Here is a 24,039-nt window from a genome sequence, read left to right on the forward strand (position 1 = left end):
TTTTGCCGTGCAGATCCTGCGACGCAAAACGGCCTGCCAAGGGCACTGCAACCGGAACGCGATCGGTGCATTGCCAGACTGTTGATTGACCCTCGTGACTTAAGCGATCCGCTTGACGGACGACTGCAGGCATCGGCCGCAACGACGCCTCGCTCAAGAAGGCGCATCGGCCTCTCAAGGAGACGAGCAATGACAGTACGTGCGATCCTCGACACCAAGGGCCACAAGGTCGAGAGCGTCGAATCCCAGACCACACTTGCCGAAGCCGCCAAGCTGCTCGCCGACCGCAAGATCGGCGCGGTGCTGGTGATGTCGGGCACGCGGATGGAGGGCATCCTCTCCGAGCGCGACATCGTCCGCTCGCTCGGCGAGCGCGGCGCCGCGGCGCTCACCGAGCCGGTGGCGAACGTGATGACGCGCCGCGTCGTGAGCTGTCGGCCGCAGGACACGGTGGCCGAGATCATGGAGATGATGACGAACGGCAAGTTCCGTCATCTGCCGGTGATCGACGGCGGCCTCGTGGTCGGCCTGATCTCGATCGGCGACGTCGTGAAGTGGCGCGTCAACGAATACGAGACCGAGCAGGAAGCGCTGCGTCAGTACATCAAGACGGCGTAGCTCCGCCGCTGGCCGGCGAGCCCGCGCCCGCCGGCTGGCCGATCGCCTCCTGTATCGAATCCAGCGCGCGTTCGGCGGCCCTGGTGCCGAACGCGATGAGATCGGCTGCGCGATGAAAATCGAACCAGCCGATCTGGCCGACGCGCGGCGAGATCAGGAGGTCCGGCGGATCGCCGGCAAGGCGCGCACGGGTGATGCGGTCCTGCATGATGTTGAAGGCGTCGACCATGACCGAGGAGATTCCCGGCCGGCCGCCGCCGCCGAAGAACTGCCGCTTCACGGCCTTCTCCGGCGAGAACAGCTTGCCGAAGCGGCGCTTCGGCGGAGCGGTTTCCATCACCGTCTCCGGCACCTCGACGGGCTGGCCGTGCGAATAGATCGTGGTCGAATGCGTGAACACGTCGCTCGACAAATTGGCGGCGATGACGATCTCGGCGCCGAGCGCGCGGGCCGCCGACACCGGCACCGGATTGACCATCGCGCCGTCGACCAGCCAGCGGTCGCCGATCAGCACCGGCGCGAAAATGCCGGGCAGGGCGTAGGAGGCGCGCATCGCGTCGACCAGGCTGCCATGGGTCAGCCAGATTTCGTGGCCGGTGCGGATCTCGGTCGCGACGGTGGCGACCTTCATCGGCAGGTCCTCGATTCCGATGCGGCCGAGCGAGGCTTCAAGCTGGGCGGCCAGCTTCTCGCCGCCGATCAGGCCGGAGCCGTTGAGGCGGATATCGAGATAGCCGAGAATGTTGCGCATCTGCAGGCTGCGCGCCCATTCCTCGAGCGTGTCGAGCTGGCCGGCCGCATAGGCGCCGCCGACGACTGCGCCGATCGAGGTTCCGACCACGACGTCGGGCACGATGCCATGCGCCATCAAAGTGCGGATCACGCCGATATGGGCGAAGCCCCGCGCGGCGCCGCCGCCCAGCGCCAGCCCGATCACCGGTTTGCGAATGGTGCCCAGCCCGATATCGGCGCTTTCGGTTCCGCTGTGACGGCGTCCCTTCAACATGTCCAGCACTGTCATCTCCACGCTCACGCCATCGTGCCGCGAGTCGGTCAACGGCTCGTGACACCGGTCTCGAATGTACCAGAGGCATTCTTTATGCCGGCTGACGTGAGCAGCAGATGCCGCCGAATTGAAGTTCCCGCCGCCGCGTCTGTCCCGCTTCCTGCGACCAAGCCGCGCGCCACGCCGGCGCGGCGCGGGAAGGGGCTCAGTAGAGGCTTGAATTCGCCGCGTTTTCGGTCAAAAGCAGGATGATGACGAGAGGTCGCGGATCCCCAGGTTTCCGGCGCAGCGGGCAGCTATGGCTTGCGCTCGCCTGGTCATGCGCGCTGGCTTGCCTCGTTGCATCTCCCGCCGCAGCGCAGTTGTTCAGCGACAGGCCGCCGCCGGTGCCGCCGGCATCGGTGCCGGACCCCGGCAACGCCGTCAGCCTGGCGCCGCCATCAGGGCCGGGCGCGGGTCCGGTTCTGCCGCCGGCGCCGCAGGTCGTGCCCGGGCCGCCGGTCGCTGCGATCCCGCCGGGCGCACCGGCCGCCATTCCCCCGGTGGCACCGCCGCCCGCGGCCCCGAACCAGGGCGTGCTGTCGCTCTCGGCGCGCTACGGCAAGGATCTGCCCAATATCAATGGCGGGCTGGTCTGGCGCGTCTTCGCCGACCGGCCCGACGAGACCGGCGCCTTCAAGATGCTGCGCGAGGATCGTGGCGCCACGCCGAACATCGTGCTGCCGCCGGGCAACTACGTGGTGCACGTCGCGCTCGGCCTGGTCAGCTCGGTCCGCTCGGTCAATCTGAAGGCGGAGACCGATCGCGAATCCTTCGTGCTGCCGGCCGGCGGCCTGCGCCTGGAGGGCAAGGTCGGCTCCAGCAAGATCCCGCAGAACCAGATCTCGTTTGCGATCTACAAGGGCAGCCAGTTCGACGGCCGCGAACGCGCGCCGCTGGTGCCGAACGTTGCGGCGGGCGACATGCTGATGCTGCCCGAGGGAACCTATTACATCGTCTCGAACTATGGCGACGCCAACTCGGTGGTGCGCTCGGACATCCGCGTCCAGGCCAGCAAGCTCACCGATGTCACCGTGACGCATCGCGCCGCAGTGATCACGCTCAAGCTCGTCAGCGACCGCGGCGGCGAGGCGCTCGCCAACACCGCCTGGTCGGTCATCAACCCCGGCGGCGACGTGATCAAGGAATCGATCGGCGCCTTCCCGAAGGTCGTTCTCTCCGAAGGCGACTACCGCGCCATCGCCAAGAACGAAGGCAAGGTGTTCGAGCGCTCGTTCACGGTGGTCAACGGCGTCGACGGCGAGGTCGAGGTGCTCGCGCGCTGAGGCGCCTCCGCGGTTGCCGTAGCGGATGAGCGCAGCGACATCCGGATTCTCACGCGCAGCCTCTGTGAACCCGGATGTCGCTGAGCTCATGCGGGCTCCAAGGCTTCGGTGAGTGGCAAGCTCTTTCCACACGTCATTGCGAGCGCAGCGAAGCAATCCAGAGTCCCGCCCGCCAACCTGGATTGCTTCGCTGCGCTCGCAATGACGCGGAGAGAGCGTCGCCTGTCCTCATCTCGCGTCGGTCGAAGAGCCAGGGTCGCTTCCCATCGTTCTTTGCCGCATCAGTCCCGTTCCGGCCAGCGTCAGCACCCGGCGGATGACGTCCTCCAGGTCGCCGTCGCGCACGATCTGGCGGTCGACGAGCAACAGTCCCAGGCCATGCACGAGCGCCCAGAGAAACAGTGCGGCGATCGGCAGCTCCGCAGCCGGCAGTCGGGATTCGAGGCTCGTCTTCATGATCTCGTAGCTGCGTGCCCGCAAGCCGCGGATTGCTGCGCTGTGCTGCGAGACTTCCGGAAAACCCTCGCCGAACATCAGCCGATAGAGCGCCGGATTGGCGCGCACGAACGCGACATAGGCTTCGCCATAGGTCAGCAGCGAGCCGCCGGAGTGCGGTGGCGCGGCGGCAAGAGCCGCGGCGAGTCCGGCGGCGCCTTGTTCGGCGAGGCCGAGCGCGATCGCGTCGCGGCTTGGAAAATGATGATAGGCCGATGGAGCCGACACGCCGACCCTGCGCGAGATCTCACGCAGGCCGAGAAACGATGGCCCGCGCTCCTCCAGCACCTCTCGCGCCGCCGTCAGCAGGGCGTTGCGCAGATCACCGTGGTGATAGGTCTTGCGCGGCTTCTTCGCCGTCCTGGCCATGCGGTTGCTCTCCGATCCCTATCTTTACACTGTTAGAATTATGCGCTACCAGGTGATCACCTGCAACAGCGGGCATCGCGCGGGGAGAGACGATCGTCATGCAGACGGGACAGCCCAGCCGGACCGCTTTCGGAGCGGCCATTCTCCGTGCCGTTCATCAGACTGTCGACGGCGCCAGCATCTTCGCCGATCCGCTCGCCCATGTGCTGCTCGGCGATGATGCCGATGCATTGGTTGCGGCCGCCGCGGCCGATCCGAGCAGACAGCAGCTGCGGCTGTTCCTGGCGGCGCGCAGCCGCTTCGCCGAGGATGCGCTGGCCGCAGCCGTCGCGCGGGGCGTCCGCCAGGCCGTCATCATCGGCGCCGGTCTCGACACTTTCGCGCTCCGCAATCCGCACGAAGCGGGCGGGCTCCGCGTGTTCGAGGCCGATCATCCGGCCACGCAGGCCTGGAAACGGGAGCGCATCGTGGCTGCAGGCCGCGCCGTGCCGGACTTGCTCACCTTCGTGCCGGTCGATTTCGAACGGCAGCATCTCGGTGATGCCCTCGTTGCCGGCGGCTTCCGGTCCTCCGAGCCGGCCTTCTTTCACTGGCTCGGGGTCGTGCCCTATCTGCGACGCGAGGCGGTGCTCGCCGTGCTGTCATTCCTGGCGAGGCTCCCCGCGGCGGAGGTCGTGTTCGACTACACCGAACCACTCGCCAACTACGCGCCCGCGCGCCGCGTCAATGTCGCCGCGCTCGCGGCACGCACCGCCGCGATCGGCGAGCCCTGGCTGAGCTATTTCGACCCGTCGGATCTGGCCGCCGAGCTGCGCAAATGCGGCTTCGACGAACTGGTGGATGTCAGCCGCGACGACATTGTCGGACGCTATCTCGGTGTGCCCCAGGCCGAACGGGCGCGCGAGGCGGGAGCCCATGTGATGCAGGCGAGGCGGCTGACGTGAGACGGCGCGTCCATCTCATCGGCTGTCTCGGCAGTCTGGACCACGATTGGCATGTTGCCCTGCGTGCCGGGCTGGCGTCATCTCGCCGATGACCCGCCTTGCAGATAGCCGACGATCATGCGCGTCACCTCATTCACGAACTCGAGCGCGCGTGTGTCGAGAGGGTCGGGGTAGAGGATTGCGAGCTTGTGAGAGAGGTTGTCGATGGTCGAAACGCAGATAAGCGTTGCGGCGTCAATGTTCTCCACGCTGATCTCGCTACGACGCTGATCGAGATACGACCTGACGAGCGCCACGATCTGGCGATCGATTTGCTCGAGCTCGGCGAGTTGGCCCATGCGTGGGACCTCATCATTGAAGATACGGTGCAACTCGGCGTCGGCCTGATGAGCCGTCAAAATCGCGGTCATCATCGTGCGGACGCTGGCTGCAAGGCTGAGCTGAGCGGAATCTTCAATCTTGATACGAAGCAGCTCCAGCATGTCGCGATTGTGCCGGGCGACCAGCGCGCCGACCAACGCCTCCTTGTTGGGAAAGTACTGGTAGAGCGAACCGATGCTGACGCCGGCCGCCGCCGCGATCCGGTTCGTGGTCGCCCGCTCGTAACCCACCTGCTTGAGAACGTGGGCAGTGGCATCGAGCATGAAGTCCACCAACGCACGCGATCGGTCTTGAGAGGCAGATTTTCGCGGAAGCGACGCTCTGGCCATGAGCCCATCATCCTGATGATGCAGGCATCATAGGCGGTTTTGCAATTCGAGCACAAGAAAATCGGTCAACCGGTCCTGGTTCGGCGCGATGCCGTTCTTCTGCAGCAGCAGACCGACATTGCCACGATGATAGCAGCCATGCGCCGCGACGTGGAGCAGCATCTGGCCCGGTGTCATGGTCATCGGCTCGCCGTTGGTAAAGCTGAACATAATGGGCTCGTCGCGGTCTTGCGGTGACAGATGGTCCGCAAAGGTGACATACCACTCGGCAGAACTCCGCGCCGTTCGTTCGAGTATCTCAAAGGATGGCAATTTGGCCGAGCGCGCCGCGCTGTAGCCATGCGTCCGCCGTTCGAGATGGTGGATGAAGATCTCGTCAACCGCCTGAACGTGATCGAGCAGTCGGAGGACAAGTCCCTGGTCGGGCTCAGCCATGCTCCGCAGGGTGTCGCTGAGCACGGCATAGAGATCCAGCGTCGCCCACCTCTTGTAGTGCATCAGCGTGCGATAAGGACAATCAGCTATCTGTACGTCTCCGCGATACGTGGATCTTACGAAAGTCGTTTCGTCGCGGTTATCCAGCGCGCTGTGGCGCGCGGCCACGATAGATCGATATCGAGCCGCTCGGAGTCGCGAACAGGTCGGTCTCTACGACCTCGGTGAAGCCTGCCTCGCGCATCAGCTGCGGGAGAAGGCCGTCGGCATTTGGCTGTGTATCCACGAACCCGTCGACACATTGCACGAGCTTGAACAAGCTGCGCATCAGCATGGTGCGTTGCAGGCCATAGTCGGCGATCAGCACAGTCCCGCCCGGAGCCAGCGCCCTGACCATGGCTGCGAGCCCGGCGCGCTTTTCCTGCATTGGTACCTGGTGAAAGACGAGACTGCTTGTGATCTTGGAAGCCTGGCCCTCGCCGATCACCGCGCACACATCGCGCAGAAACCCATGCTTCAGATCAGCCTGAACGCTGGCGAGCGCGAGCTTGGCGGCCGCGCGATCAAGAATGCGGGCATCGGGATCGATGCCGATGAGACGCGCTCCGGAGGCCTTGACGCCTAGCAGCATCAGCAGGGAGCCGGTGCCGCAGCCAGCATCCACGATCAGCTCGCTGTCCCGAGCATCGAGCCTGTCGATCAGCGCCGACCGCCACGCTGTCTCGCGGCTGACCCATCTGACGATCAGATCGTACGCGCCAAGCACGGGGAATGCAGGGGTGAAGGCCGAACCGGGCGCCGGTGAGCGTTCGAGTTTTGGAGTCGAAGGTGATGTTTTCATGCTCCTCAAAATGAGCGTCGCCGCCAACTCTGTCCACTCGCGTTGGATGGAGATAAAGAGAGGCGTCAGCGGCCGCATGTTGATCGGGGAGAATGACCGCGTGTCGCTCGTCAATCCGGACGGTGCTCGCATTTTTGATCGCGTGAGTTTCGGCGGATCTCGGCCGCAATCAGGTACACGCCGCATGCGGGCGAAGCTCCGACTGCCCGTCGGGTTACTTTGCCGCACTTATGAGTTCTTGCGCCGTTGGGCAAATCAGGCCGATCCTCTCGGACATCCCGTCCCGAGATGAGGGGCGTATCGCGGTCGTCACGACACGCGGGGCGGGGAGCGGTGGGCGTGGTGGATTGCAGCGCGGGGGTGCTCGCGCCGACGAACAATTCGCTGCGCACGGTCAAGTCGCGCGGTCCTGATATCCCGATGCTGATATCAACTCACGTTGAGGCCCCTGAGCTTCGCGTGGGGATGGTGGCCAGAAAGCCCGGCGCACCAGGGAGAACGCGAAGCAGCCGCTAAAGCCATCGCGCTGGGAGGGCCGGGTCTGTCCGGCTGAACCTGTGGTACCTGCCGCCTGCATCTTTTTTCCGCAGGCGGGCCACGGGCCTCAGTCGAGGTCCGGTCCTCCTTGCGCCCTCACGTCACGAGGGTCCCGATCGACGCATCACCCGGACGGACATTCGCCGCGGGAGCGCGGCGCCATGGACGCCTGCGGCTGCGTTGCGCAATGGATCGCAGCCGCGCCGATGTCATAGTTGCTAATGAGCGATAACCATGAGGTGACTTAAAACCGTCACATGCGCGCGCGGCGGGACGAAGCTTCCGCGCCTTTACAACTCATTAGAACACGGCGACGCATGGGTAATGGGAGACCGCCTGTAGGCGGAGTATGGACGACGTAGGACATGCAATGAGTGCCGCCAAGACGACGCTGGATAAGGTCAGCAGCGATCTGTTCGACGATATCCCGGTGCTCAGGCGAAAATGGCAGGCGGCGCTCAAGCCCGGCCAGTCCCTGCCGCGCTATGAGGACGTGATGCTCGGCAGCCTCGGGCGTCTCGCCGACCACATCGCGGTGATCAGCAACGAGCGGGATCACCTGGAGATTTCACGCAGTGGCCGCTACATCCAGGAATGGCTGCAGGACGAGCGCTGGGACATTCCGGTCGACGCCGTCTCGCCGGATTGCGCCACCGTGCTGGCGGAGGCGGCGCATTGCGCGCTCGCGGGCCGCCAGCCTTATCTGGCCCATGCGCATTGCGTGCGCGACGGCATGGTGAGGACCTACGATGTCCTGGCGCTGCCGACCAGTTCGCGCTGGGGCAGCACGCTGGTCGGCGCCTACGTCAATGAGCGCGCGACCCAATACAATCTGCTCGATGCGATCTTCTCGACCACCGACGACGGCGTCGTCTCGCTCGCGACCATCCGCGACAGCGCCGGCACGCCCTGCGATTTCCAGGTCGTGCATCATAACCGGGCCGCCGCCGATCTGCTCCGGCTGCCTTCGCCAGACCTGCAATGGCGGCGGCTGAAGCAGGGCGGGCACATGCTCTGCACGCCCGAGGTGATGGCGCGGCTGTTCAAGGTGGTGATCCAGGGCGAGCGCGATCAGTTCGAGCTCGATTGCGACGACCGCAGCCTGCGGCTCGGTGCGCATGCCTTCGGCGACATCGTCTCGCTGACCATCGCCGACGTCACGGCGCTGAAGCGGCGCGAGCACTCGTTCCGCCTGCTGTTCGACGCCAATCCGGTGCCAATGTGCATCCTCGATAAGGCGACCGCGCAATTCCTCAACGTCAACGATGCGCTGGTCCGGCATTACGGTTATGGCCGGGCCGACTTCCTGCGCATGAGCGTGTGGAATCTGTGGCCGCCAGGGGAATGGGAGATCCTCGACGACGCGCTGCTCGGGCTCGCCGACGGCAATCTGTTTCACCGTGACTGGCGGCATCGCAAGGCGGATGGCAGCGAGATCGAGGTGCTGACCTACGGACGCGAGATCACGTTCGACGGGCGTGACGGGGTGCTGGTCGCGATCGTCGACATCACCGAGCGGCGGCGTGCCGAGGCCCGCATCGCCTACATGGCGCATCATGATGGCCTGACCGGCCTGCCGAACCGCGAGTTCTTCCAGCAACGGTTGACGCAGGCGCTCGACGGCGCCGTGTCCGGGGCCAACCGTATCGCGGTGATGTGCATCGATCTCGACCTGTTCAAGAACGTCAACGACTCCTTCGGCCATCCGATCGGCGACCGCCTGCTGCAGGCGGTGGCCGGCCGTCTGCGGCAGAACATGGATGGCGGCAGCCTCGCGGCGCGGCTCGGCGGCGACGAGTTCGCCGTGATCGTCTCGCAGACCGGAGCCGATGATGCCAGCGAATGCGCGACGCGCCTGATCGCCGCGCTCAGCGCGCCCTACGACATCGACGGCAACGAACTGGTGATCGGCGCCTCGATCGGGATCGCGCTATCGCCGTCCGACGGCACGAGCTGCGAAGAGCTGATGAAGAACGCCGACATGGCGCTGTATCGCTCGAAACAGGATGGCGGCCGCGTCCACCGTTTCTTCGAACGGGAGATGGACCTGCAGGCGCAGAAGCGCCGCGACATGGAGCAGGACCTCCGTCACGCCTTCGCGCAAGGCGAGTTCGAGCTGCACTACCAGCCCTTGATGGACGTCGCGACCAACACGGTGTCCGGCTTCGAATGCCTGCTGCGCTGGCGTCACCCCGACAAGGGCATGATTTCGCCCGCGGAGTTCGTTCCGGTCGCGGAGGACATCGGCCTGATCGTGCCGCTCGGCGAGTGGGTTTTGCGCGAGGCCTGTCACGAGGCCGCGAAATGGCCCGATGGCGTCGCAGTGGCGGTGAACCTGTCGCCCGTGCAGTTCCGCAGCCGTCATCTGGTGCAGGTCGTGGTGCAGGCGCTGGCGCAATCGGGGCTGGCGCCCGAGCGGCTCGAGCTCGAGATCACCGAGTCGATCCTGCTCGCCGAGACCGAGGCAAACCTCGCGACGCTGCACCAGTTGCGCCAGCTCGGCATCCGCATCTCGATGGACGATTTCGGCACCGGTTATTCCAGCCTCAGCTATCTCCGCAGCTTCCCGTTCGACAAGATCAAGATCGACCGTTCCTTCGTGAAGGATCTCGGGCTGCGCTCCGACTGTCTCGCCATCGTCCGCGCCATCGCCGGGCTCGGCCGCAGCCTGAACATCACGACCACGGCCGAGGGCGTCGAGACCTCGGACCAGCTCAATTGGCTGCGCGCCGAGGGCTGCAACCAGGTCCAGGGCTTCCTGTTCAGTCCGGCCAAGCCTGCGTCGGAAATTGCGGCGCTCCTGGCGCAGTTCGGGGCAAGAGCATCGAAGGCGGCGTGATGGGACGAGGAGAGGGTAGGGAGTGCCGAGCTGCGAGTGGCGTCCTCAGCTCTCTCCAAACGTCATTCCGGGGCTCGCGCAGCGAGAGCCCGGAATCCATAACCCCGGGCGCCGGTTTGGCGGTGACAGGCGCCACAGCCAGCTCGCGCTTCATGAATGCTCGTGGCTATGGATTCCGGGCTCATCGCAGCGCGATGCCCCGGAATGACAAGTGGAGAGAGCATGGCATGCTCCTCGCTAGTCGCGGTTCTCCATTCGACCCGTCAGAACCGTGTCACGATGTCGGCCAGCGCGGGGCGCGGGCGGTCCTCGCTCGGCTTGGTCGGCTTGCCGATGTGGATCAGTCCGGCGAGCTTCTCCTCCGGCTTCAGGCCGAGCCCGTCCATCACGTCGCGGTCGAACATGAACCAGCCGGACAGCCAGCAGCCGCCATAGCCGAGCGCGGTCGCCGCGGTCAGGATGTTCATCGCGCTGGCGCCGGCGGACAGCTCTTGCTCGTAGGCCGGCACCTTCGGATGCGGCCTGGTGAAGCTGACGAGACCGATCACCAGCGGCGCTTCCATGAAGCGGTTTGTCTCCACCTCGAGCTCGGCTGCGGTCGCCTGCGGATGCTTCCTGGCGAACACCGACGCGATCACCTCGCCGGCGCGGCGGCGGCCGTCGCCTTCGAACACGATGAAGCGCCAGGGCGCGAGCTTGCCGTGATCCGGCACGCGGGCGCCGATCGTCAGGATGGTGTCGAGCTCCGCGGCAGAGGGGCCGGGGCCGTTCATCTCGCGCGGCTTCACGGAGCGGCGGGTCTTCAGGAGTTCAATCGCGTCGGGCACGTCGTTCGATCTCGTTCGTTGCACACGCGACAGATAGCACGCGGCCTGGCCCGCAACGAGGCCATGGCACGCCGTTTTGATCGCTTCTACCGTTGTCGGCGGGATCGCACGGCCCGCCTGACAATCCCTGCAACTCGGCCACGTAGCGCTGAGGGGCCTCGCGCAATGCGACGCGCGGACGATGGGGTGGCTGCGGCCTTCTGTCCGGATCGCGAACGTCGGCCCGAATTGTCGAACCTTGCGCGGGCCGGTAAAAACATAGTGCTGAGAGATCTGCCGGGGGGCCGCTTCAATTGCACGTTCTGACATGCCGAGCACCGAACTGATGCCGACAGCCGACGCCATCACGCGGCTGCGCGGGTTGCCCGGCTTCGCCGAAGCCATGCGGGCATCGACCGCCGCGGCCGTCCGCTTGTACCGGGGCGACCGGATCCTCAATGCGCTGCTGAGCGATCGCGCCCGGGCGCTTTTTCCGCACGTCGCGCTGTACCTGCATTTCGCCGAGCACCGCGAGGGCGAGCTGGGCCTGACGGTCGGTGCCATGAAGGAGATGTGCGTGAGGCTTGGCCTGTGCAGCGGCGGCCGCTGCGAGGCGATGCTGGCGCTGATGCGCGCGACCGGTATGGTCGCCTCGGCGCCGCATCTCGACCGGCGGCGGCGGCCGCTGGTGCCGACGGACAAGCTGATCATGCTGCATCGTGAGCGCTGGGGCGCGCAGTTCGACGCGATGAGCGCGGTGCTGCCGGCCGCCGTGGCCTATCGCTCCGCGTTGAACGATCCGGCCTTCGTCAAGACCTTCGTGCTCGAACTCGGCGGCCGCTTCATCGCCGGGTTGCGGGTGCTCGACGGCGCCCCCGAGCTGGAGCCGTTCGCCGAACGCACCGCGGGCATGGTGATCCTGTTCAGCCTGGCGCAGAGCGCGGGCCCGAACGAGGCGTTTCCGCCGGCGAGTCCCGTGCCGCTCTCCATCAACGGCCTGGCGACCCGCTTCTCGGTGTCGCGCAAGCACGTGCTGACGCTGATCCGTGACGCCGAGGAGCGGGGCTTGCTCGCCCGCGGCGGTGCCGGCAACGACGCCATCACCATCCTGCCTCCAGGCCGCGAGGCGATCGAGCGGATGCTCGCGACGATGTTCCTCTACATGTCCGAATGCGCCGATGTGGCGCTGCAGGCGGCGGGCAGGGAAGGGCGTACGGTTGGTGCGGTGGCCAGCCTGTCAGCCTAGCCGCGTCGCCCGGATGAGCGCACGCCCGAGCCCGTCAGGGCTGAGGCGGGAGCGACATCCGGGCTCACGCATGCTCGTGGTGAACCCGCATGTCTCTGCGCTCATGCGGGCTACGGCGTCAGGCCGCCTCGCGCGCGCGGCGCCGCACATCCGGCGGCGTCGCCTCGTCGACGAGCGCGGCGATCGCCTCTGCGGTCGGCATCACCGTCTGGCCGTCGCGGCCGAGCCGACGGACGGAGACCGAATGCGTCTCGGCCTCCTTCTTGCCGACCACGAGCAGCGCCGGGATCTTCTGCAGCGAGTGCTCGCGGACCTTGTAGTTGATCTTCTCGTTGCGAAGATCGATCTCGGCCCGCAAGCCGGCCCGGCGCAGCGCCGCCAGCACCTGCTTGGCGTATTCGTCGCCTTCCGAGGTGATGGTGGTGACGACGACCTGCGTCGGCGCCAGCCACAGCGGGAAGCTGCCGGCATAGTGCTCGATGAGGATGCCGATATAGCGCTCCATCGAGCCACAGATCGCGCGATGCACCATGACCGGCGCCTTCTTGGCGCCGTCGGCGTCGATGTAGAACGCGCCGAACCGCTCCGGCAGGTTGAAGTCGACCTGCGTGGTGCCGCACTGCCAGTCGCGGCCGATGGCGTCGCGCAGAACGTATTCGAACTTCGGCCCGTAGAACGCGCCTTCGCCCGGATTGATCTCGGTGCGGATGTGGTTGTTCTGCGCCTTGATCTCGTTCAGCACGGTCGCCATCACGCGCTCGGCGTGATCCCACATCTCGTCGGTGCCTACGCGCTTCTCCGGCCGGGTCGAGAGCTTCACCGTCAGTTCGCCCTCGAAGCCGAAGTCGGAGTAGGTCGACAGGATCAGATCGTTGATCTTGAGACACTCCTCGGCGAGCTGATCCTCGGTGCAGAACACATGCGCGTCGTCCTGGGTGAAGCCGCGCACCCGCATGAGGCCGTGCATGGCGCCGGAGGCCTCGTAGCGGTGCACGACGCCGAACTCGGCGAGCCGCATCGGCAGGTCGCGGTAGCTCTTCAGGCCATGCTTGAAGATCTGCACGTGACCCGGGCAGTTCATCGGCTTCAGCGCGAACCAGCGCTTGTCCTCGGCCTCGTCGCCGGCGGACTGCGCCGCGAACATGTTCTCGCGGTACCAGTTCCAGTGGCCCGAGGTCTCCCACAGCGACTTGTCGAGGATCTGCGGCGCATTCACCTCGTCATAGTCGCCGGCCAGACGCCGCCGCATATAGGCGATCAGCGCCTGGAAGATGCTCCAGCCTTTCGGATGCCAGAACACCACGCCGGGGCCTTCCTCCTGGAAGTGGAACAGGTCGAGCTCGCGGCCGAGCTTACGATGGTCGCGCTTCTCAGCCTCCTCGATCTGCTTCAGGTAGGCGTCGAGCTGCTCCTGCTTGGCGAAGGCGGTGCCGTAGATGCGGGTCAGCATCGGGTTGTTGGAATCGCCGCGCCAATAGGCGCCCGCCACCTTCATCAGCTTGAAGGCGTTTCCAATTTTGCCCGTCGAGGTCATGTGCGGGCCGCGGCACAGGTCGAACCAGTCGCCCTGGTAGTAGATCTTGATCGGCTCGTTGCCGGGAATGGCGTCGACCAGCTCGACCTTGAACGCCTCGCCCTTGTCGCGGAACACCTGCTTGGTCTTCTCGCGGTCCCACACCTCCTTGGTGAAGGGTTTGTCGCGGCCGATGATCTCGCGCATCTTCTTCTCGATCGCGGCGAAGTCCTCGGGGGTGAAGGGCTCGTTGCGGAAGAAGTCGTAATAGAAGCCGTTCTCGATCACGGGACCGATCGTGACCTGGGTGCCCGGCCACAGCGACTGCACGGCTTCCGCGAGCACGTGCGCGCAATCGTGCCGGATCAATTCCAGCGCGCGCGGATCGTCGCGGTCGACGAGCTCGAGCTTGGCATCCTCTTCGATCGGATCGGTGAGGTCGACGACGTCGCCGTTCAGCGCCATCGCGACCGTGCGCTTGGCGAGCGAGGGCGAGATGCCCTTGGCGATGTCGAAGCCGGTGGTGCCCTTGGGATATTCGCGCTTGGCGCCGTCGGGGAAGCTGATGGTGATCTTCTCGACCGGGGCGGCGGGCTTCAGATTGCTGAGGCTGTACTGGAAGCCGGCCTTGGACTGGTCGGATTTCGAGTCGGGGGATTTCGAGTCAGGCATTGTCTCTCTCCTGTGGCTCACTCCTGCGAACGAGCGCAGGTAAGCGGGAGCCAGGGGTATAGCAGGGGAATCGGAGGCTGCAACCGGGGGAAAGGCGGGAAAACCGCTCGATCGCGGGCCGCTGTTGCGGTGCGGACATTGCCGGAGAGGGGCGGTATGATACAACTTAAGGTCTTCGGGGACGTGGGGATGCGTGGGTGATGATGGCTGCAGGGGAGGCACCTGTTCCTCTGTATCGGCGCGGCGGCATGCGGATGATCGCCGTGGGCCTCGCCGTCGCGCTGTGGAGCGCGCCTGCGCTGGCAGCCGTTCCCGCCGCGACGCCGTCCGCGGACCGGGCGAAACTCTCGGTCCCGCAGAAGCCTGTGCCGCCGAAACCGCTGCCCCAGAGCTCCTCGCCGCAGAAGCCCGTCGCGCAGCCGAGGCTGGCTCCCGCGCAAAAGCCGGCGACATTGGCGAGGCCCGGGACGCCGATCATACCTGCGGCCGGCAACAAGCCGCCATCTCGCCGTGCGGCGTCGCCCCGCATCGGCGAAGGCGTGGCGCCGATTGCGTTCGCGCTCGTGAAGGGGCCGGCCGACGCCTGCGGCCCCGGCTGCGACAGCTGGATCGCGGCCGAAGGCAAGATCGACAATGACGCCGCGGCGCGCTTTCGCAAGTTCATGAAGCTGGTCGGCGACCGCAAGCTGCCGATCTACTTCAACTCGCCCGGCGGCAATCTTCAGCAGGCGCTGGCGCTCGGCAACATGCTGCGCGAGCGCAAGGCTGTGGTCCGGGTCGGGCGGACGACCGTGCGCGAATGCGGTTTCGAGCCCCAGGAGGGCGACGTCTGCACCAGATTGAAGCTGTCCGGCCGCGAGCTGCATGGCGAGGTGTGGACGCGCGGGGCGATCTGCAACTCGGCCTGTCCCTATGTGATCCTCGCCGCGCCGACCCGCGAGATCGCCGCCGACGCCACGCTTGCTGTGCATTCGCCGCGCGTGATCCTCAATTTCACCGGCGGCGTGCCGACCCGTGAGATGCGCGCGCAGGCGATGCAGCAGGCGATGGCGCGCGCCGACAAGATGGTGCTCGACTACATCGTCAAGCTCGGTGCCGACCCGGGCCTGCTGACGGTGGCGCGCTCGGTCCCGTTCGAGAGCATGCGCATCCTGACCCGCGAGGAGATCGTGCGCTTCGCGCTCGACCGGCGCCAGCGGGTGGAGAGCCCGTGGATGTTCGAGACTGCCAGCCGCGGCATCGCCTACAAGACCATTCTTGCTCGCAAGGACGGCGAAGGCCCGTTCCAGACCACGCGCATCCAGCTCGTCTGCTTCGATCAGGACCGCTTCGAGCTCGACGTCGAGCGCAGCGCGCCGGCCGGCTCGTCCGGGCTGCTCGCGCTGGCGAGCGGCGGCATTCGGCTCAATTTCCTGTCGCCGCCGCGGAGGTCTGGAGACCGTGAGACGTGGGGCGTGTTCTTGAACGCAAGCCAGGTCAAGACGCTGGCGGCGATGCCTGCGGCCGAATTGAGCGATGCCGTGCTGAACGTCGCGCGCCCGAACCTCGCGACATTCGCTGTGAGCAGCGAGGGCCTGCCGAACGCCGTGAAGATGCTGACCGAGAGCTGTCCGCCCCCGAAGGTCGTCGCCCGTTCATCCGGCTCGCCGGTCTCGCCGCAGGCCTCTGCGGCGCCATCGGCGCCGGCGCGCTGAACGGAGGAGGAGAGCAATGGACAAGAGAAACTCATGCAGCGCATGAGAGAATTTCATGCAGATGCATGAAATTCTCTGCTATTGAGACGCGATGACATCCGCCTTCGCGTCCCCGCGCCTCGCCCCGACCGCGCTCATGCTCGGCAATCTCGTCACCGGCTGCTCGGTGCTGGCGCCGGCGGGCATGATTCCCGAACTCGCCGCGGGTCTCGGCGTCGAGATTCCCACGGTCGGACTGCTGATCACCTTCGGCGCGGTCGTGCTCTGCATCGGCTCGCCGCTGACGGCGTGGCTGACCAGCCGCTTCGACCGCCGCAGCCTGCTGACGGTCACGCTGCTGGTGCTGGCGTTCGGCAATCTCGCGTCGGCCTTCGCGCCCGACTATGCGACCCTGCTGGCGCTGCGCCTGGTCATGCTCGCCGTCGGCGCGCTCTACACGCCGCAGGCGGCGGGCACCGCAGCCCTGATCAGCCCCGTGGAGAAGCGCGGCAGCACCATCGCCTATGTCTTCCTCGGCTGGTCGCTGGCCGCGGCAGTGGGCCTGCCGCTGATCACCTTCATCGGCAGCCATTCCGGCTGGCGGACATCCTATCTCGCCGTCGGCGCCGTGGGAGCGCTGAGCTTCCTGCTGCTGACCTGGCGGCTCCCGTCGGGCCTGAAGGGAGCTCCGGTCGAGCTGAAGACATGGACGGAACTCGGCCGCAACCGGATGGTCGTGCTGCTGCTGCTGATCACCACCCTGCAGATGTCCGGGCAGTTCGTGATCTTCACCTTCATGGGGCCGCTGCTGAAGCGCCTGACAGGCGCCGACGCCAACCAGATCGGTCTTGTCTTCGCAGTCTACGGCGCCTGCGGGTTCCTCGGCGTCGTCGTCGCCACCCGAATCGTCGACGGCTGGGGTGCGTACCGGACCTCGCTGCTGTTCACCTGTCTGATGCTGGCCGGTGTGGTGGCCTGGACCATGTCGGCCGGCGTGTATCCCCTGATGGCGGTGGCCGTCGCCATCTGGGGCCTCGGCTTCGCCTCGACCAATTCAATGCAGCAGGTCCGCCTGGTCACGGCCGCGCCGCCGCTCGCCTCGGCCTCGGTGTCGCTCAACACCTCGGTCCTCTATATCGGCCAGGCCATCGGTTCCGCCGTCGGCGGCAGCCTGTTCGCGCGGGATCTGCTCGGCGTCACCGGCTACGTCGCGACGGCCTTCGTGGTGCTTGCCCTGCTGGTCATCCTGGCAACCCGCCCCCGCGAACGAATCGCAGTCCCCGCCTGAATAGCGCGTTCAAGCTTGGCAAAACCCGCCTGACCGGATTAAAGGCCGGTATTGTGGGGGGCTGCCGGACATGGATTCCGCCACAGCCGGCGAGTAGCATCGACGGCCCGTCCGCGCGTGCCCATGGAGCAGATTGGGTCGGATGAAAGAGATATTGGCATGAAGAAAATGATGTTGAGCCTGGCCGCAGTGCTGCTTTGCACCTCTGCGCTGGCCCAGAGCAACCCGCCGATGGTCGGCGACCGCCCGCTGGTGCAGGTCAAGCCGAAGGGGACGAAGACGGCAGCCGCCGCGCCCGCCAAGCCGCAGTCCGCGGCCGCCAAGCTCCAGGCCTGCCTGGAGATCGACGACGGCACCAAGGAGCGGCTGGACTGTTACGACGCGGTTATTCCGCCGGCCGCCAAGCCGAAGGCGATGAAGGCGAAGGCTGTGGCCGACTGCAAGTTCACCAAGGAGCAGGACGAGCGGCTGGCCTGCTTCAACGGCTTCGTCGAGAACATGCCGAAGCTGCCCAAGAGCTGACAGATGGCTGACTGCGAGCGGACGGCGTCAGCGGCTCGATGAGCCGGACACCCCGGCGGCGATCCGGATCGGCGGCTGCGCGGCCGCCATCTTGACCAGCACGTCCTTGATCGGATGGCGGGTCCAGGCCTGGGTCACGTAGTCCCGATGCGTGATGCCCTCATCGGTCTCGACGAACACGACGCTGCCCGGCCGCAGCGGCCGGTCCATGTCCTCCGACACCTCGATGCCGCGGTTGCGCAGCATCGTCATCAGCTCCTGATCATGCCGCGCGGTGTAGCGCGTGTAGGAGCTGATGAAGAAGCCCGAGCGGTTGCGCTCGATCCAGTTGGCGAACTTGTCGAGCTGGCCATAGACCGCATCGAGCAGCACGACGCCGCGCACGCGGTCGCTGATGCCGCCGACCTCAAGGCTCCAGGCGGTCGGCAGGAAGCCGCCGCTGTAGCCGACGATCACGATCGGCATGCCCGCGAACGTCTTGGCGGTGGCGGGATCGCCGGTCAGGCGAGCAAGGTTTAGCGCGGCCTCATCCATGAAGCGCTTGAACCCACCGGGCTGCCAGAACTTGCCGGCGCTCGAATCGGCAGCGTCCACCGCCATCTGCGGCGCGAGCAGCACCGCATTGACCCCTGATGCGGTGATCTGCTGCGGTACCAGCTGGCGGTCGCGCACGTCCCGCTCCAGCGTCGCGCCATTGCCGTGGAAGAACACCACGATCACGCCGGGCTTGCGCGCATCGAACTGCTCGGGAACGTGCACCAGCACGCGGCTGTCATTGTAGGTCTGGTCCTGCCAATAGACTCGGCCCGAGAAGCTGCGGTGGCCGCGGCGTTCGCCATTGCTGACGTTCAGGAACGGCGCATCCGATGCCGGATTGTTGCCGAAATAGGGGAAGGCGGACGACTTCATGCTGACGAGCGTCGTCAGATTGTCCCGTGTCCGCTGCGCCGGGACCTGCGGCTCGAGCGACGCGACCTGATAGGGCGGCGGCTTGGGCGCGAAATCGGCGGGAGTGTGAAGCCGGAAGCTCTCTTGCGCCGAGGGAAAGCGCTCGCTGAACTCGGGCGCGGGAAAGCGTTCGTCGAAGGTCAGCCCATGAGCCGCGGAGGCATTGGCGGCCAGGGTTTCGGGAGCCGGTGCTTTGCCGCACTGCGCAAGGAGGACGCAGATCGCCATGGCCGCCGTGGCCCGCGCCAAGCGGAGCGCAGCCGCGGGCGCGCGTCGACCGCGCCAAACCGAGCGGCGCGTCGCTGGACCTCCTGCGACTATCTGATCTCCCCTGATCATCCGTCCCCAAAAGACGAGCTGGAGCCGCAGCGCAGCCCTCCAACCATCGGATCTCGGTTCAACTTGCGCCACCCGCATTGAGGGCGCGTTAAGCATCGTGTCCGGCCGACTCCGGTCCAGCGGGACACACCATGCGATCGTGTCGCCAGTGTGGGACGCCTTGCGGCCCGAGGCAATCCCGCGGGCTCTCCCGAGCGGAATCGGTTTCAAAATACCGTTTCAGAAGGACATATTTAACGCGCGTTAACTATGTTTGAATGCTTCTGCGGGAACCTGGGCTGAGCAGAGGAGGGGGCGCCAAGCGTCCCTCGGCGTGATGGCTGCATCCGAGGCGGACTATCCCAGCCGGGCGGGCCGGTCAGGCGGCGCGGTGGCATCCGTGTCGCTGCCGGTCGCAACCGCGATCGTGATCGCCGACATGATCGGCGTCGGCGTGTTCACCAGCCTCGGTTTCCAGGTGAAGGACATCCCGTCCGGCTTCTCCATCCTGATGCTGTGGGCGGTCGGCGGCCTGGTCTCGGTTTGCGGGGCCCTTTCCTATGCCGAACTCGGCGCGATGTTTCCGCGCTCGAGCGGCGAATACAATTTCCTGACCCGGGCGTTCCATCCGGCGATCGGCTTCATGGCCGGCTGGGTTTCGGCAACCGTCGGCTTCGCGGCCCCGGTGGCGCTCGCGGCCATGGCGTTCGGCGAATATGGCCGCGCCGTGCTTCCCAACGCGCCGCCGATGCTGCTTGCGGTCGGCGCCATCTGGCTGGTGACACTGGTGCAGCTCGGCGGCATCCGGCAGTCGAGTCGCTTCCAGCTGTTGTCGACCGTGCTGAAGCTCGGACTGATCGTTGCCTTCCTGATCGCCGGCTACACCATCGCTGCTCCGCAGCCGGTACGGTTCATGCCCGCATCGGCCGATCTCGGCTACATGACAAGCGCGGCGTTCGCGACCGGCCTGGTGTTCGTCATGTATGCCTTCTCCGGCTGGAACGCGGCGACCTACATCATCGGCGAGCTGCGTGCGCCGGAGAAGACGCTGCCGCGCGCGCTGCTGTTGGGCACGGTGATGGTGCTGGTGCTCTACATCGCGCTCAATGCGGTGTTCCTGCGCGCTGCCCCGATGGACGCGCTCGCGGGCCAGTTGCAGGTCGCAAGCATCGCGGGCGGTCACATCTTCGGCGAGACCGGCGGGCGGTTCGTGGCTGCGATGATCTGCATCGGGCTGGTGCCATCGATCGCGGCGATGATGTGGATCGGTCCGCGCGTGCTGATGACGATGGGCGAGGACATTCCGGCGCTCTCTGTGTTCGCGCGGCGGCTGCCGAATGGTGCGCCGGCCTATGCGGTGCTGTTCCAGCTCACCGTCGCCACCTTGATGCTGTTCACCGAGAGCTTCGAGGCCGTTCTGGACCTCGTGCAGTTCTCGCTCCTGTCGTGCTCGTTCCTGACCGTCCTCGGACTGTTCAAGCTGCGGATCGCGCAGCCGGACCTCGCGCGGCCCTACCGGGCCTGGGGCTATCCGGTCACGCCGTTGATCTTCCTCAGTGTGACGGCCTTCATGATGTACTACCTGATCACGACGCGGCCCCTGCAATCCGGGCTCGGCGCGGGCGCGATGGCGTCGGGATTGCTGATCTATTGGTTCGCTCACGCGCGGTCGCGCCGGATCGCCGCCACAGCCGTATCGGGTTCGGATTGACATGCTGCTGATCTCCAGAATCTGCTTCGCCCTCGCATGCCTGGTCCTTGCGACGAGCTCCGAGGCCTGGGCGCAGACCGTCACGCCGGACGATACGGCGCGCGTACTGGCCGGCCTGGCGCCGGCGCCGGCATCACCGCTTGCGCCTTTGGTGCAGGAGCCGGCGTGGCGACGTCATGCGGCGTTCTTCGACAACGCGTTCAACCAGCTCGAGCAGCGGCAATTGTCCAGGATCCGTGTCTGGGGAGATGCCAATCTGGCGGCGCCGCGGACGACGATGTTCTACTTCTTCTCGGGCCCCGACTTCCTGTACGCCGACGCCTTCTATCCGAAGGCGACGACCTATGTGCTGGCGGCGCTCGAGCCGACCGGCCCGATCCCTGATTTGACCAGACTGCCGCGCGGCGGCGTCGGCCCGGCGCTGTCGGATGTCGAGCGTTCGCTGCAGTCGATCCTCAGCTTCTCGTTCTTCATTACGAAGGACATGAAGTCGGATCTGCGCGAAGGCGAGTTCGAGGGAACCCTGCCGGTGCTGTACGTCTTCCTGGCGCGCACTGGCAAGACGATCCGGAGCGCCGGCCTGATCTGGCTCGACGAGAGCGGCGGTGTGCACGGGGCCAACGAGGCCCCGACGCGCAACGCCACCAAGGGAGCAAAGATCATTTTTGCCGGTACTGATGGCGTCGAGAAGACACTCTATTACTTCTCGACCGATCTTTCCGACTCCGGTGTCAGGGCGAGTGGCTTTCTGAAGTTCTGCGAGCCGCTCGCGCCCGGCAACAGCCTGTTGAAGAGCGCCTCCTATCTGCTGCATCAGGGCGGCTTCGGACAGGTGCGCAGCTGGCTGTTGAAGAACAGCGCGACCATCATCCAGGATGACTCGGGCATTCCGCTCGCGAGCTACGAAGCGAAGGCGTGGCGTTTCTTTCCGTTTGGGCGCTACCTTGGTCCGATCGACAAGTTTCCAGATATGTACCAGCGCAGCTATGCCAGATTGTTCGAGCGCGCGCAGCCGCTCGACTTCGGCATCGGCTATCGCTGGCGCACGCGCGAGTCCAATGTTCTTCTGTCCGTGAGATCTCCGTCAGCCGACGCAACCGTTTCAGCCGAGGCCAGTGCGCCCGCTGAGACGGACTATCAGCCTCCGCGCGTGAAACGTACGCCGCGGCCGCCGGAGCCGGTCTATAGCTATCCACCGCCGCCGCGTCGCGACGATTTCATCTTCTGGCCGCGGTGGTAGGGATCGAACCGTCGGCTCCTACCAATGCACGCTCTGGCTCGGCACGATGTAGGACGTCGTGGTCGGTGGCAGGGTTGTGCTGTCGGCAAGGTAGCGCCACGCACCGACGATGACGATCAGGAGCGCGATGATGCAGAGCAGGTCGATCTGCCGTACGTCGTGGCCGGGATGATCGGGGCCGATGGTCTTGCGTGATTGGCTCGTTCTCGGGCTGATTGTCCAGCGCATCGTTGTTTCCTCCCGAAGGAAGCGTCACATCAATGCAGGTCTTGGCGGCGAGGTTCCTTGTGAACGGCGCCGCTCATTGCATGAGACTAATCCTAATCAGAACCGGCGTCACGGCGATTTGCTGCAGATCAACGGATGCGGAGCCTGTTGCGCCGCACCCTAAGGCGCGCTGTTGACGCTCCGCCAGCGCGCGTAGCGCCAGGGCAGGTACCAGCGCGCCAGTGCCGGCGCGGCTCTGGGCACGTTGTCGATGCCGGACGTGCCCCAGGGCTGGCAGCGCAGCAGCCGTGCCAGCGTCATCCAGCCCCCGGCCCAAAGCCCAAATCGTTCGATGGCTTCGTCGGCGTAGACGGAGCAGGTCGGCAGATGCCGACAATTGTAGCCGACCAGGGGCGACAATGTGTGGCGATACAACCAGATCAGGGCATGAGCGGCGCGCCGTGGCAGCCGCTGAATCTGCGACATCATCGGCATGGTGCGACAGGCGGGATCAGAACATGAGTGCTTCATGGGCGCAGTGCCGGACGCATGTGCGAGTTGTGAACGGTTTCGCGGCAAGGAACCCGGCTCGCGTGCATGTGTGGTGACGTGATGCAACAATGACCGGATTTCAGCGGCGCCGCAGCACGCCGCAGCTGGACGGTAGGTGATTGCCCGGATACGTTTCCCGACAAGGATGTGACAGACTAATAACGGATTTGAGGCCAGCTTGTCAGGTCTTGCCGCGAGAAAACCGGGGAACTGCGTACCGAGCTTTACGAGGGGGACGGATTGCGCGTGAGATTGCTGCGGTCGCGTGAAATGCGCTGGATGCTTCTCGGTGTTGCAGCGCTTGGTATGGTGGTCGGAGGCGCGATCACCATCATGTCAAATACGGCGCGCGCCGGCGGCGCGCTCGAAGAGCGCAAGCTTCCCATGCGGTTCGGTTGGGTCGCCTGTGAGCCCAATTGCGGCTGGGTCAGCGCGGTCGGGATCGTGACCGCCGACACGCCGAAGGATTTCGAGGATTTCGCCAGGGATCGTGACCTCAACGGGGCCACGGTCGTGCTCGACTCCAGCGGCGGTTCCGTCAACGACGCCATCACGCTGGGCCGCCGGTTCCGTGGCCTGAAGATGCGCACGACAGTCGGGATGACGGTTCGCCCGAGCCGGGCCAGCGAGCGGCCGCGCGTTCTGCCGGAGGCCTATTGCGAGTCGATGTGCGTGTTCCTGCTGCTGGCGGGCACGACACGCTATGTTCCCGATACGGCGCATGTCCGCGTTCACCAGATCTGGATGGGCGATCGGGCTGACGACGCCAAGGCGGCGAGCTACACGGCGCAGGATCTGATGATCGTCGAGCGCGACATCGGCCGGCTCGCCAAATACACTTTCGACATGGGCGGAGCGGGGGACCTGCTGGCGCTGGCGCTGAATGTCCCGCCCTGGGAAGACCTGCATGAGCTGTCGCGCGCCGAGCTGCGTCTGACCAACGTCATGACGACGGAGCTGGTGGCGGACGTGCTGCCATCGAGAGGCGCGGTGCCCGTCGCTCTCGCGCCGAAAGGGCAAGAGAAGGGCCAGGATCGCTTCACGGCGGCGTCCGCCGAGCAGGACAAGGTGCAACCGTCCCGATCGACCCGGACCGCGGAAGCGCTGCCGCCGAACACGGTCGCGGCCACGCCGCAGCAGTAGCTCAAGCTTCCGGCCCGTGCATGACACGGGCCGCTGGCGCGGTGACCGCAAAAGGGGCCGAAAACCGGGGGCAGACCCAAG

Annotated in this window: 21 protein-coding genes; 11 read left to right on the plus strand and 10 right to left on the minus strand. The window is 66.0% G+C overall.

All coding sequences use genetic code 11. The annotated features are described in order from the left end of the window. The first annotated feature begins 189 nt into the window (after nt 1-189). Nucleotides 190-618, plus strand: coding sequence for a CBS domain-containing protein (locus tag ACQR1L_RS14430; protein WP_434858609.1), 429 nt, complete (start codon nt 190-192; stop codon nt 616-618). Here the strand turns inward: ACQR1L_RS14430 and ACQR1L_RS14435 are convergent. After that, complete coding sequence (locus ACQR1L_RS14435; protein WP_434858788.1) at nt 605-1,633, minus strand: patatin-like phospholipase family protein; 1,029 nt, start codon at nt 1,631-1,633, stop codon at nt 605-607. The two genes, ACQR1L_RS14430 and ACQR1L_RS14435, sit on opposite strands and share 14 nt — an antisense overlap. A gap of 242 nt (nt 1,634-1,875) precedes the next feature. Here ACQR1L_RS14435 and ACQR1L_RS14440 point away from each other — a divergent pair, with 242 nt between their 5' ends. Further along, nucleotides 1,876-2,949 (plus strand): hypothetical protein, encoded by a 1,074-nt coding sequence (locus ACQR1L_RS14440; protein ID WP_434858610.1) that lies wholly within the window; start codon nt 1,876-1,878, stop codon nt 2,947-2,949. A 228-nt stretch (nt 2,950-3,177) separates the two neighbouring features. Here ACQR1L_RS14440 and ACQR1L_RS14445 read toward each other — a convergent pair whose 3' ends face one another. Beyond that, nucleotides 3,178-3,813, minus strand: a complete 636-nt coding sequence (locus ACQR1L_RS14445) for a TetR/AcrR family transcriptional regulator (RefSeq protein WP_434858611.1) — start codon at nt 3,811-3,813, stop codon at nt 3,178-3,180. 98 nt (nt 3,814-3,911) lie between these two features. On the opposite strand from ACQR1L_RS14445, the gene ACQR1L_RS14450 reads away from it, so the two are divergent. After that, on the plus strand, nt 3,912-4,757 hold the full coding sequence (locus tag ACQR1L_RS14450) for a class I SAM-dependent methyltransferase (RefSeq protein ID WP_434858612.1): 846 nt from the start codon (nt 3,912-3,914) through the stop codon (nt 4,755-4,757). Nucleotides 4,758-4,834: 77 nt separating this feature from the next. On the opposite strand, the gene ACQR1L_RS14455 is transcribed toward ACQR1L_RS14450, so the two are convergent. From ACQR1L_RS14455 to ACQR1L_RS14465, 3 genes are all read right to left on the minus strand, one after another. Further along, a complete protein-coding gene (locus ACQR1L_RS14455) occupies nt 4,835-5,401 on the minus strand; it encodes a TetR/AcrR family transcriptional regulator (RefSeq protein WP_434858613.1) in 567 nt (188 codons plus the stop codon). 93 nt (nt 5,402-5,494) lie between these two features. Further along, nucleotides 5,495-6,070 carry a DinB family protein gene (locus tag ACQR1L_RS14460; RefSeq protein WP_434858614.1) on the minus strand — a complete coding sequence of 192 codons (576 nt, stop codon included), beginning with the start codon at nt 6,068-6,070 and terminating at the stop codon, nt 5,495-5,497. Then, the gene (locus tag ACQR1L_RS14465; RefSeq protein WP_434858615.1) at nt 6,042-6,857 is read right to left on the minus strand and encodes a class I SAM-dependent methyltransferase; all 816 of its coding nucleotides are present in this window, start codon (nt 6,855-6,857) and stop codon (nt 6,042-6,044) included. Before ACQR1L_RS14465 ends, ACQR1L_RS14460 begins: the two co-directional genes overlap by 29 nt. 793 nt (nt 6,858-7,650) lie before the next feature. On the opposite strand from ACQR1L_RS14465, the gene ACQR1L_RS14470 reads away from it, so the two are divergent. Next, nucleotides 7,651-10,119 (plus strand): putative bifunctional diguanylate cyclase/phosphodiesterase, encoded by a 2,469-nt coding sequence (locus ACQR1L_RS14470; protein ID WP_434858616.1) that lies wholly within the window; start codon nt 7,651-7,653, stop codon nt 10,117-10,119. Nucleotides 10,120-10,382: 263 nt separating this feature from the next. Here the strand turns inward: ACQR1L_RS14470 and ACQR1L_RS14475 are convergent, their stop codons facing one another. Continuing rightward, nucleotides 10,383-10,946, minus strand: coding sequence for a nitroreductase family protein (locus ACQR1L_RS14475; protein ID WP_434858617.1), 564 nt, complete (start codon nt 10,944-10,946; stop codon nt 10,383-10,385). A 307-nt stretch (nt 10,947-11,253) separates the two neighbouring features. Between ACQR1L_RS14475 and ACQR1L_RS14480 the strand changes: the two genes are divergently transcribed. Further along, complete coding sequence (locus tag ACQR1L_RS14480; protein WP_434858618.1) at nt 11,254-12,171, plus strand: hypothetical protein; 918 nt, start codon at nt 11,254-11,256, stop codon at nt 12,169-12,171. A gap of 118 nt (nt 12,172-12,289) precedes the next feature. Here ACQR1L_RS14480 and thrS read toward each other — a convergent pair whose 3' ends face one another. Beyond that, nucleotides 12,290-14,356, minus strand: coding sequence for a threonine--tRNA ligase (gene thrS, locus ACQR1L_RS14485; RefSeq protein ID WP_434858619.1), 2,067 nt, complete (start codon nt 14,354-14,356; stop codon nt 12,290-12,292). 254 nt (nt 14,357-14,610) lie between these two features. On the opposite strand from thrS, the gene ACQR1L_RS14490 reads away from it, so the two are divergent. The 3 genes from ACQR1L_RS14490 (at nt 14,611) to ACQR1L_RS14500 (ending at nt 17,839) form a co-directional block, all read left to right on the plus strand. Then, complete coding sequence (locus ACQR1L_RS14490; protein ID WP_434858789.1) at nt 14,611-16,050, plus strand: hypothetical protein; 1,440 nt, start codon at nt 14,611-14,613, stop codon at nt 16,048-16,050. A 91-nt stretch (nt 16,051-16,141) separates the two neighbouring features. Then, nucleotides 16,142-17,317: an MFS transporter gene (locus tag ACQR1L_RS14495; RefSeq protein ID WP_434858620.1), complete on the plus strand. Its 1,176-nt coding sequence runs from the start codon at nt 16,142-16,144 to the stop codon at nt 17,315-17,317. Between the two features lie 159 nt (nt 17,318-17,476). Then, nucleotides 17,477-17,839: a hypothetical protein gene (locus tag ACQR1L_RS14500; protein ID WP_434858621.1), complete on the plus strand. Its 363-nt coding sequence runs from the start codon at nt 17,477-17,479 to the stop codon at nt 17,837-17,839. A gap of 27 nt (nt 17,840-17,866) precedes the next feature. On the opposite strand, the gene ACQR1L_RS14505 is transcribed toward ACQR1L_RS14500, so the two are convergent. Continuing rightward, nucleotides 17,867-19,015, minus strand: coding sequence for an alpha/beta hydrolase (locus ACQR1L_RS14505; protein ID WP_434858622.1), 1,149 nt, complete (start codon nt 19,013-19,015; stop codon nt 17,867-17,869). Nucleotides 19,016-19,442: 427 nt separating this feature from the next. Between ACQR1L_RS14505 and ACQR1L_RS14510 the strand changes: the two genes are divergently transcribed. Together ACQR1L_RS14510 and ACQR1L_RS14515 are read left to right on the plus strand one after the other, a co-directional pair. Further along, complete coding sequence (locus ACQR1L_RS14510) at nt 19,443-20,816, plus strand: APC family permease (protein WP_434858623.1); 1,374 nt, start codon at nt 19,443-19,445, stop codon at nt 20,814-20,816. Nucleotide 20,817: 1 nt separating this feature from the next. Beyond that, nucleotides 20,818-22,056 (plus strand): hypothetical protein, encoded by a 1,239-nt coding sequence (locus tag ACQR1L_RS14515; RefSeq protein ID WP_434858624.1) that lies wholly within the window; start codon nt 20,818-20,820, stop codon nt 22,054-22,056. An 18-nt stretch (nt 22,057-22,074) separates the two neighbouring features. Here the strand turns inward: ACQR1L_RS14515 and ACQR1L_RS14520 are convergent, their stop codons facing one another. Continuing rightward, a complete protein-coding gene (locus ACQR1L_RS14520; RefSeq protein ID WP_434858625.1) occupies nt 22,075-22,284 on the minus strand; it encodes a hypothetical protein in 210 nt (69 codons plus the stop codon). A 159-nt stretch (nt 22,285-22,443) separates the two neighbouring features. Next, nucleotides 22,444-22,794, minus strand: a complete 351-nt coding sequence (gene yidD, locus ACQR1L_RS14525) for a membrane protein insertion efficiency factor YidD (RefSeq protein WP_434858626.1) — start codon at nt 22,792-22,794, stop codon at nt 22,444-22,446. A gap of 261 nt (nt 22,795-23,055) precedes the next feature. Between yidD and ACQR1L_RS14530 the strand changes: the two genes are divergently transcribed. Beyond that, complete coding sequence (locus tag ACQR1L_RS14530; RefSeq protein ID WP_434858627.1) at nt 23,056-23,958, plus strand: hypothetical protein; 903 nt, start codon at nt 23,056-23,058, stop codon at nt 23,956-23,958. Nucleotides 23,959-24,039 lie beyond the last annotated feature (81 nt).

The sequence above is a fragment of the Bradyrhizobium sp. HKCCYLR20261 genome, assembly GCF_051168435.1.
Taxonomy (GTDB): domain Bacteria; phylum Pseudomonadota; class Alphaproteobacteria; order Rhizobiales; family Xanthobacteraceae; genus Bradyrhizobium.

Bases quoted from the DNA above. Each gene is read 5' to 3' on its own strand.
- ACQR1L_RS14430 (WP_434858609.1), top strand. From the start codon at position 190: ATGACAGTACGTGCGATCCTCGACACCAAGGGCCACAAGGTCGAGAGC.
- ACQR1L_RS14440 (WP_434858610.1), top strand. From the start codon at position 1,876: ATGACGAGAGGTCGCGGATCCCCAGGTTTCCGGCGCAGCGGGCAGCTA.
- ACQR1L_RS14445 (WP_434858611.1), bottom strand. From the start codon at position 3,813: ATGGCCAGGACGGCGAAGAAGCCGCGCAAGACCTATCACCACGGTGAT.
- ACQR1L_RS14450 (WP_434858612.1), top strand. From the start codon at position 3,912: ATGCAGACGGGACAGCCCAGCCGGACCGCTTTCGGAGCGGCCATTCTC.
- ACQR1L_RS14455 (WP_434858613.1), bottom strand. From the start codon at position 5,401: ATGCTCGATGCCACTGCCCACGTTCTCAAGCAGGTGGGTTACGAGCGG.
- ACQR1L_RS14470 (WP_434858616.1), top strand. From the start codon at position 7,651: ATGAGTGCCGCCAAGACGACGCTGGATAAGGTCAGCAGCGATCTGTTC.
- ACQR1L_RS14480 (WP_434858618.1), top strand. From the start codon at position 11,254: ATGCCGAGCACCGAACTGATGCCGACAGCCGACGCCATCACGCGGCTG.
- thrS (WP_434858619.1), bottom strand. From the start codon at position 14,356: ATGCCTGACTCGAAATCCCCCGACTCGAAATCCGACCAGTCCAAGGCC.
- ACQR1L_RS14490 (WP_434858789.1), top strand. From the start codon at position 14,611: ATGATCGCCGTGGGCCTCGCCGTCGCGCTGTGGAGCGCGCCTGCGCTG.
- ACQR1L_RS14495 (WP_434858620.1), top strand. From the start codon at position 16,142: ATGACATCCGCCTTCGCGTCCCCGCGCCTCGCCCCGACCGCGCTCATG.
- ACQR1L_RS14500 (WP_434858621.1), top strand. From the start codon at position 17,477: ATGAAGAAAATGATGTTGAGCCTGGCCGCAGTGCTGCTTTGCACCTCT.
- ACQR1L_RS14505 (WP_434858622.1), bottom strand. From the start codon at position 19,015: ATGGCGATCTGCGTCCTCCTTGCGCAGTGCGGCAAAGCACCGGCTCCC.
- ACQR1L_RS14510 (WP_434858623.1), top strand. From the start codon at position 19,443: ATGGCTGCATCCGAGGCGGACTATCCCAGCCGGGCGGGCCGGTCAGGC.
- ACQR1L_RS14515 (WP_434858624.1), top strand. From the start codon at position 20,818: ATGCTGCTGATCTCCAGAATCTGCTTCGCCCTCGCATGCCTGGTCCTT.
- ACQR1L_RS14520 (WP_434858625.1), bottom strand. From the start codon at position 22,284: ATGCGCTGGACAATCAGCCCGAGAACGAGCCAATCACGCAAGACCATC.
- yidD (WP_434858626.1), bottom strand. From the start codon at position 22,794: ATGAAGCACTCATGTTCTGATCCCGCCTGTCGCACCATGCCGATGATG.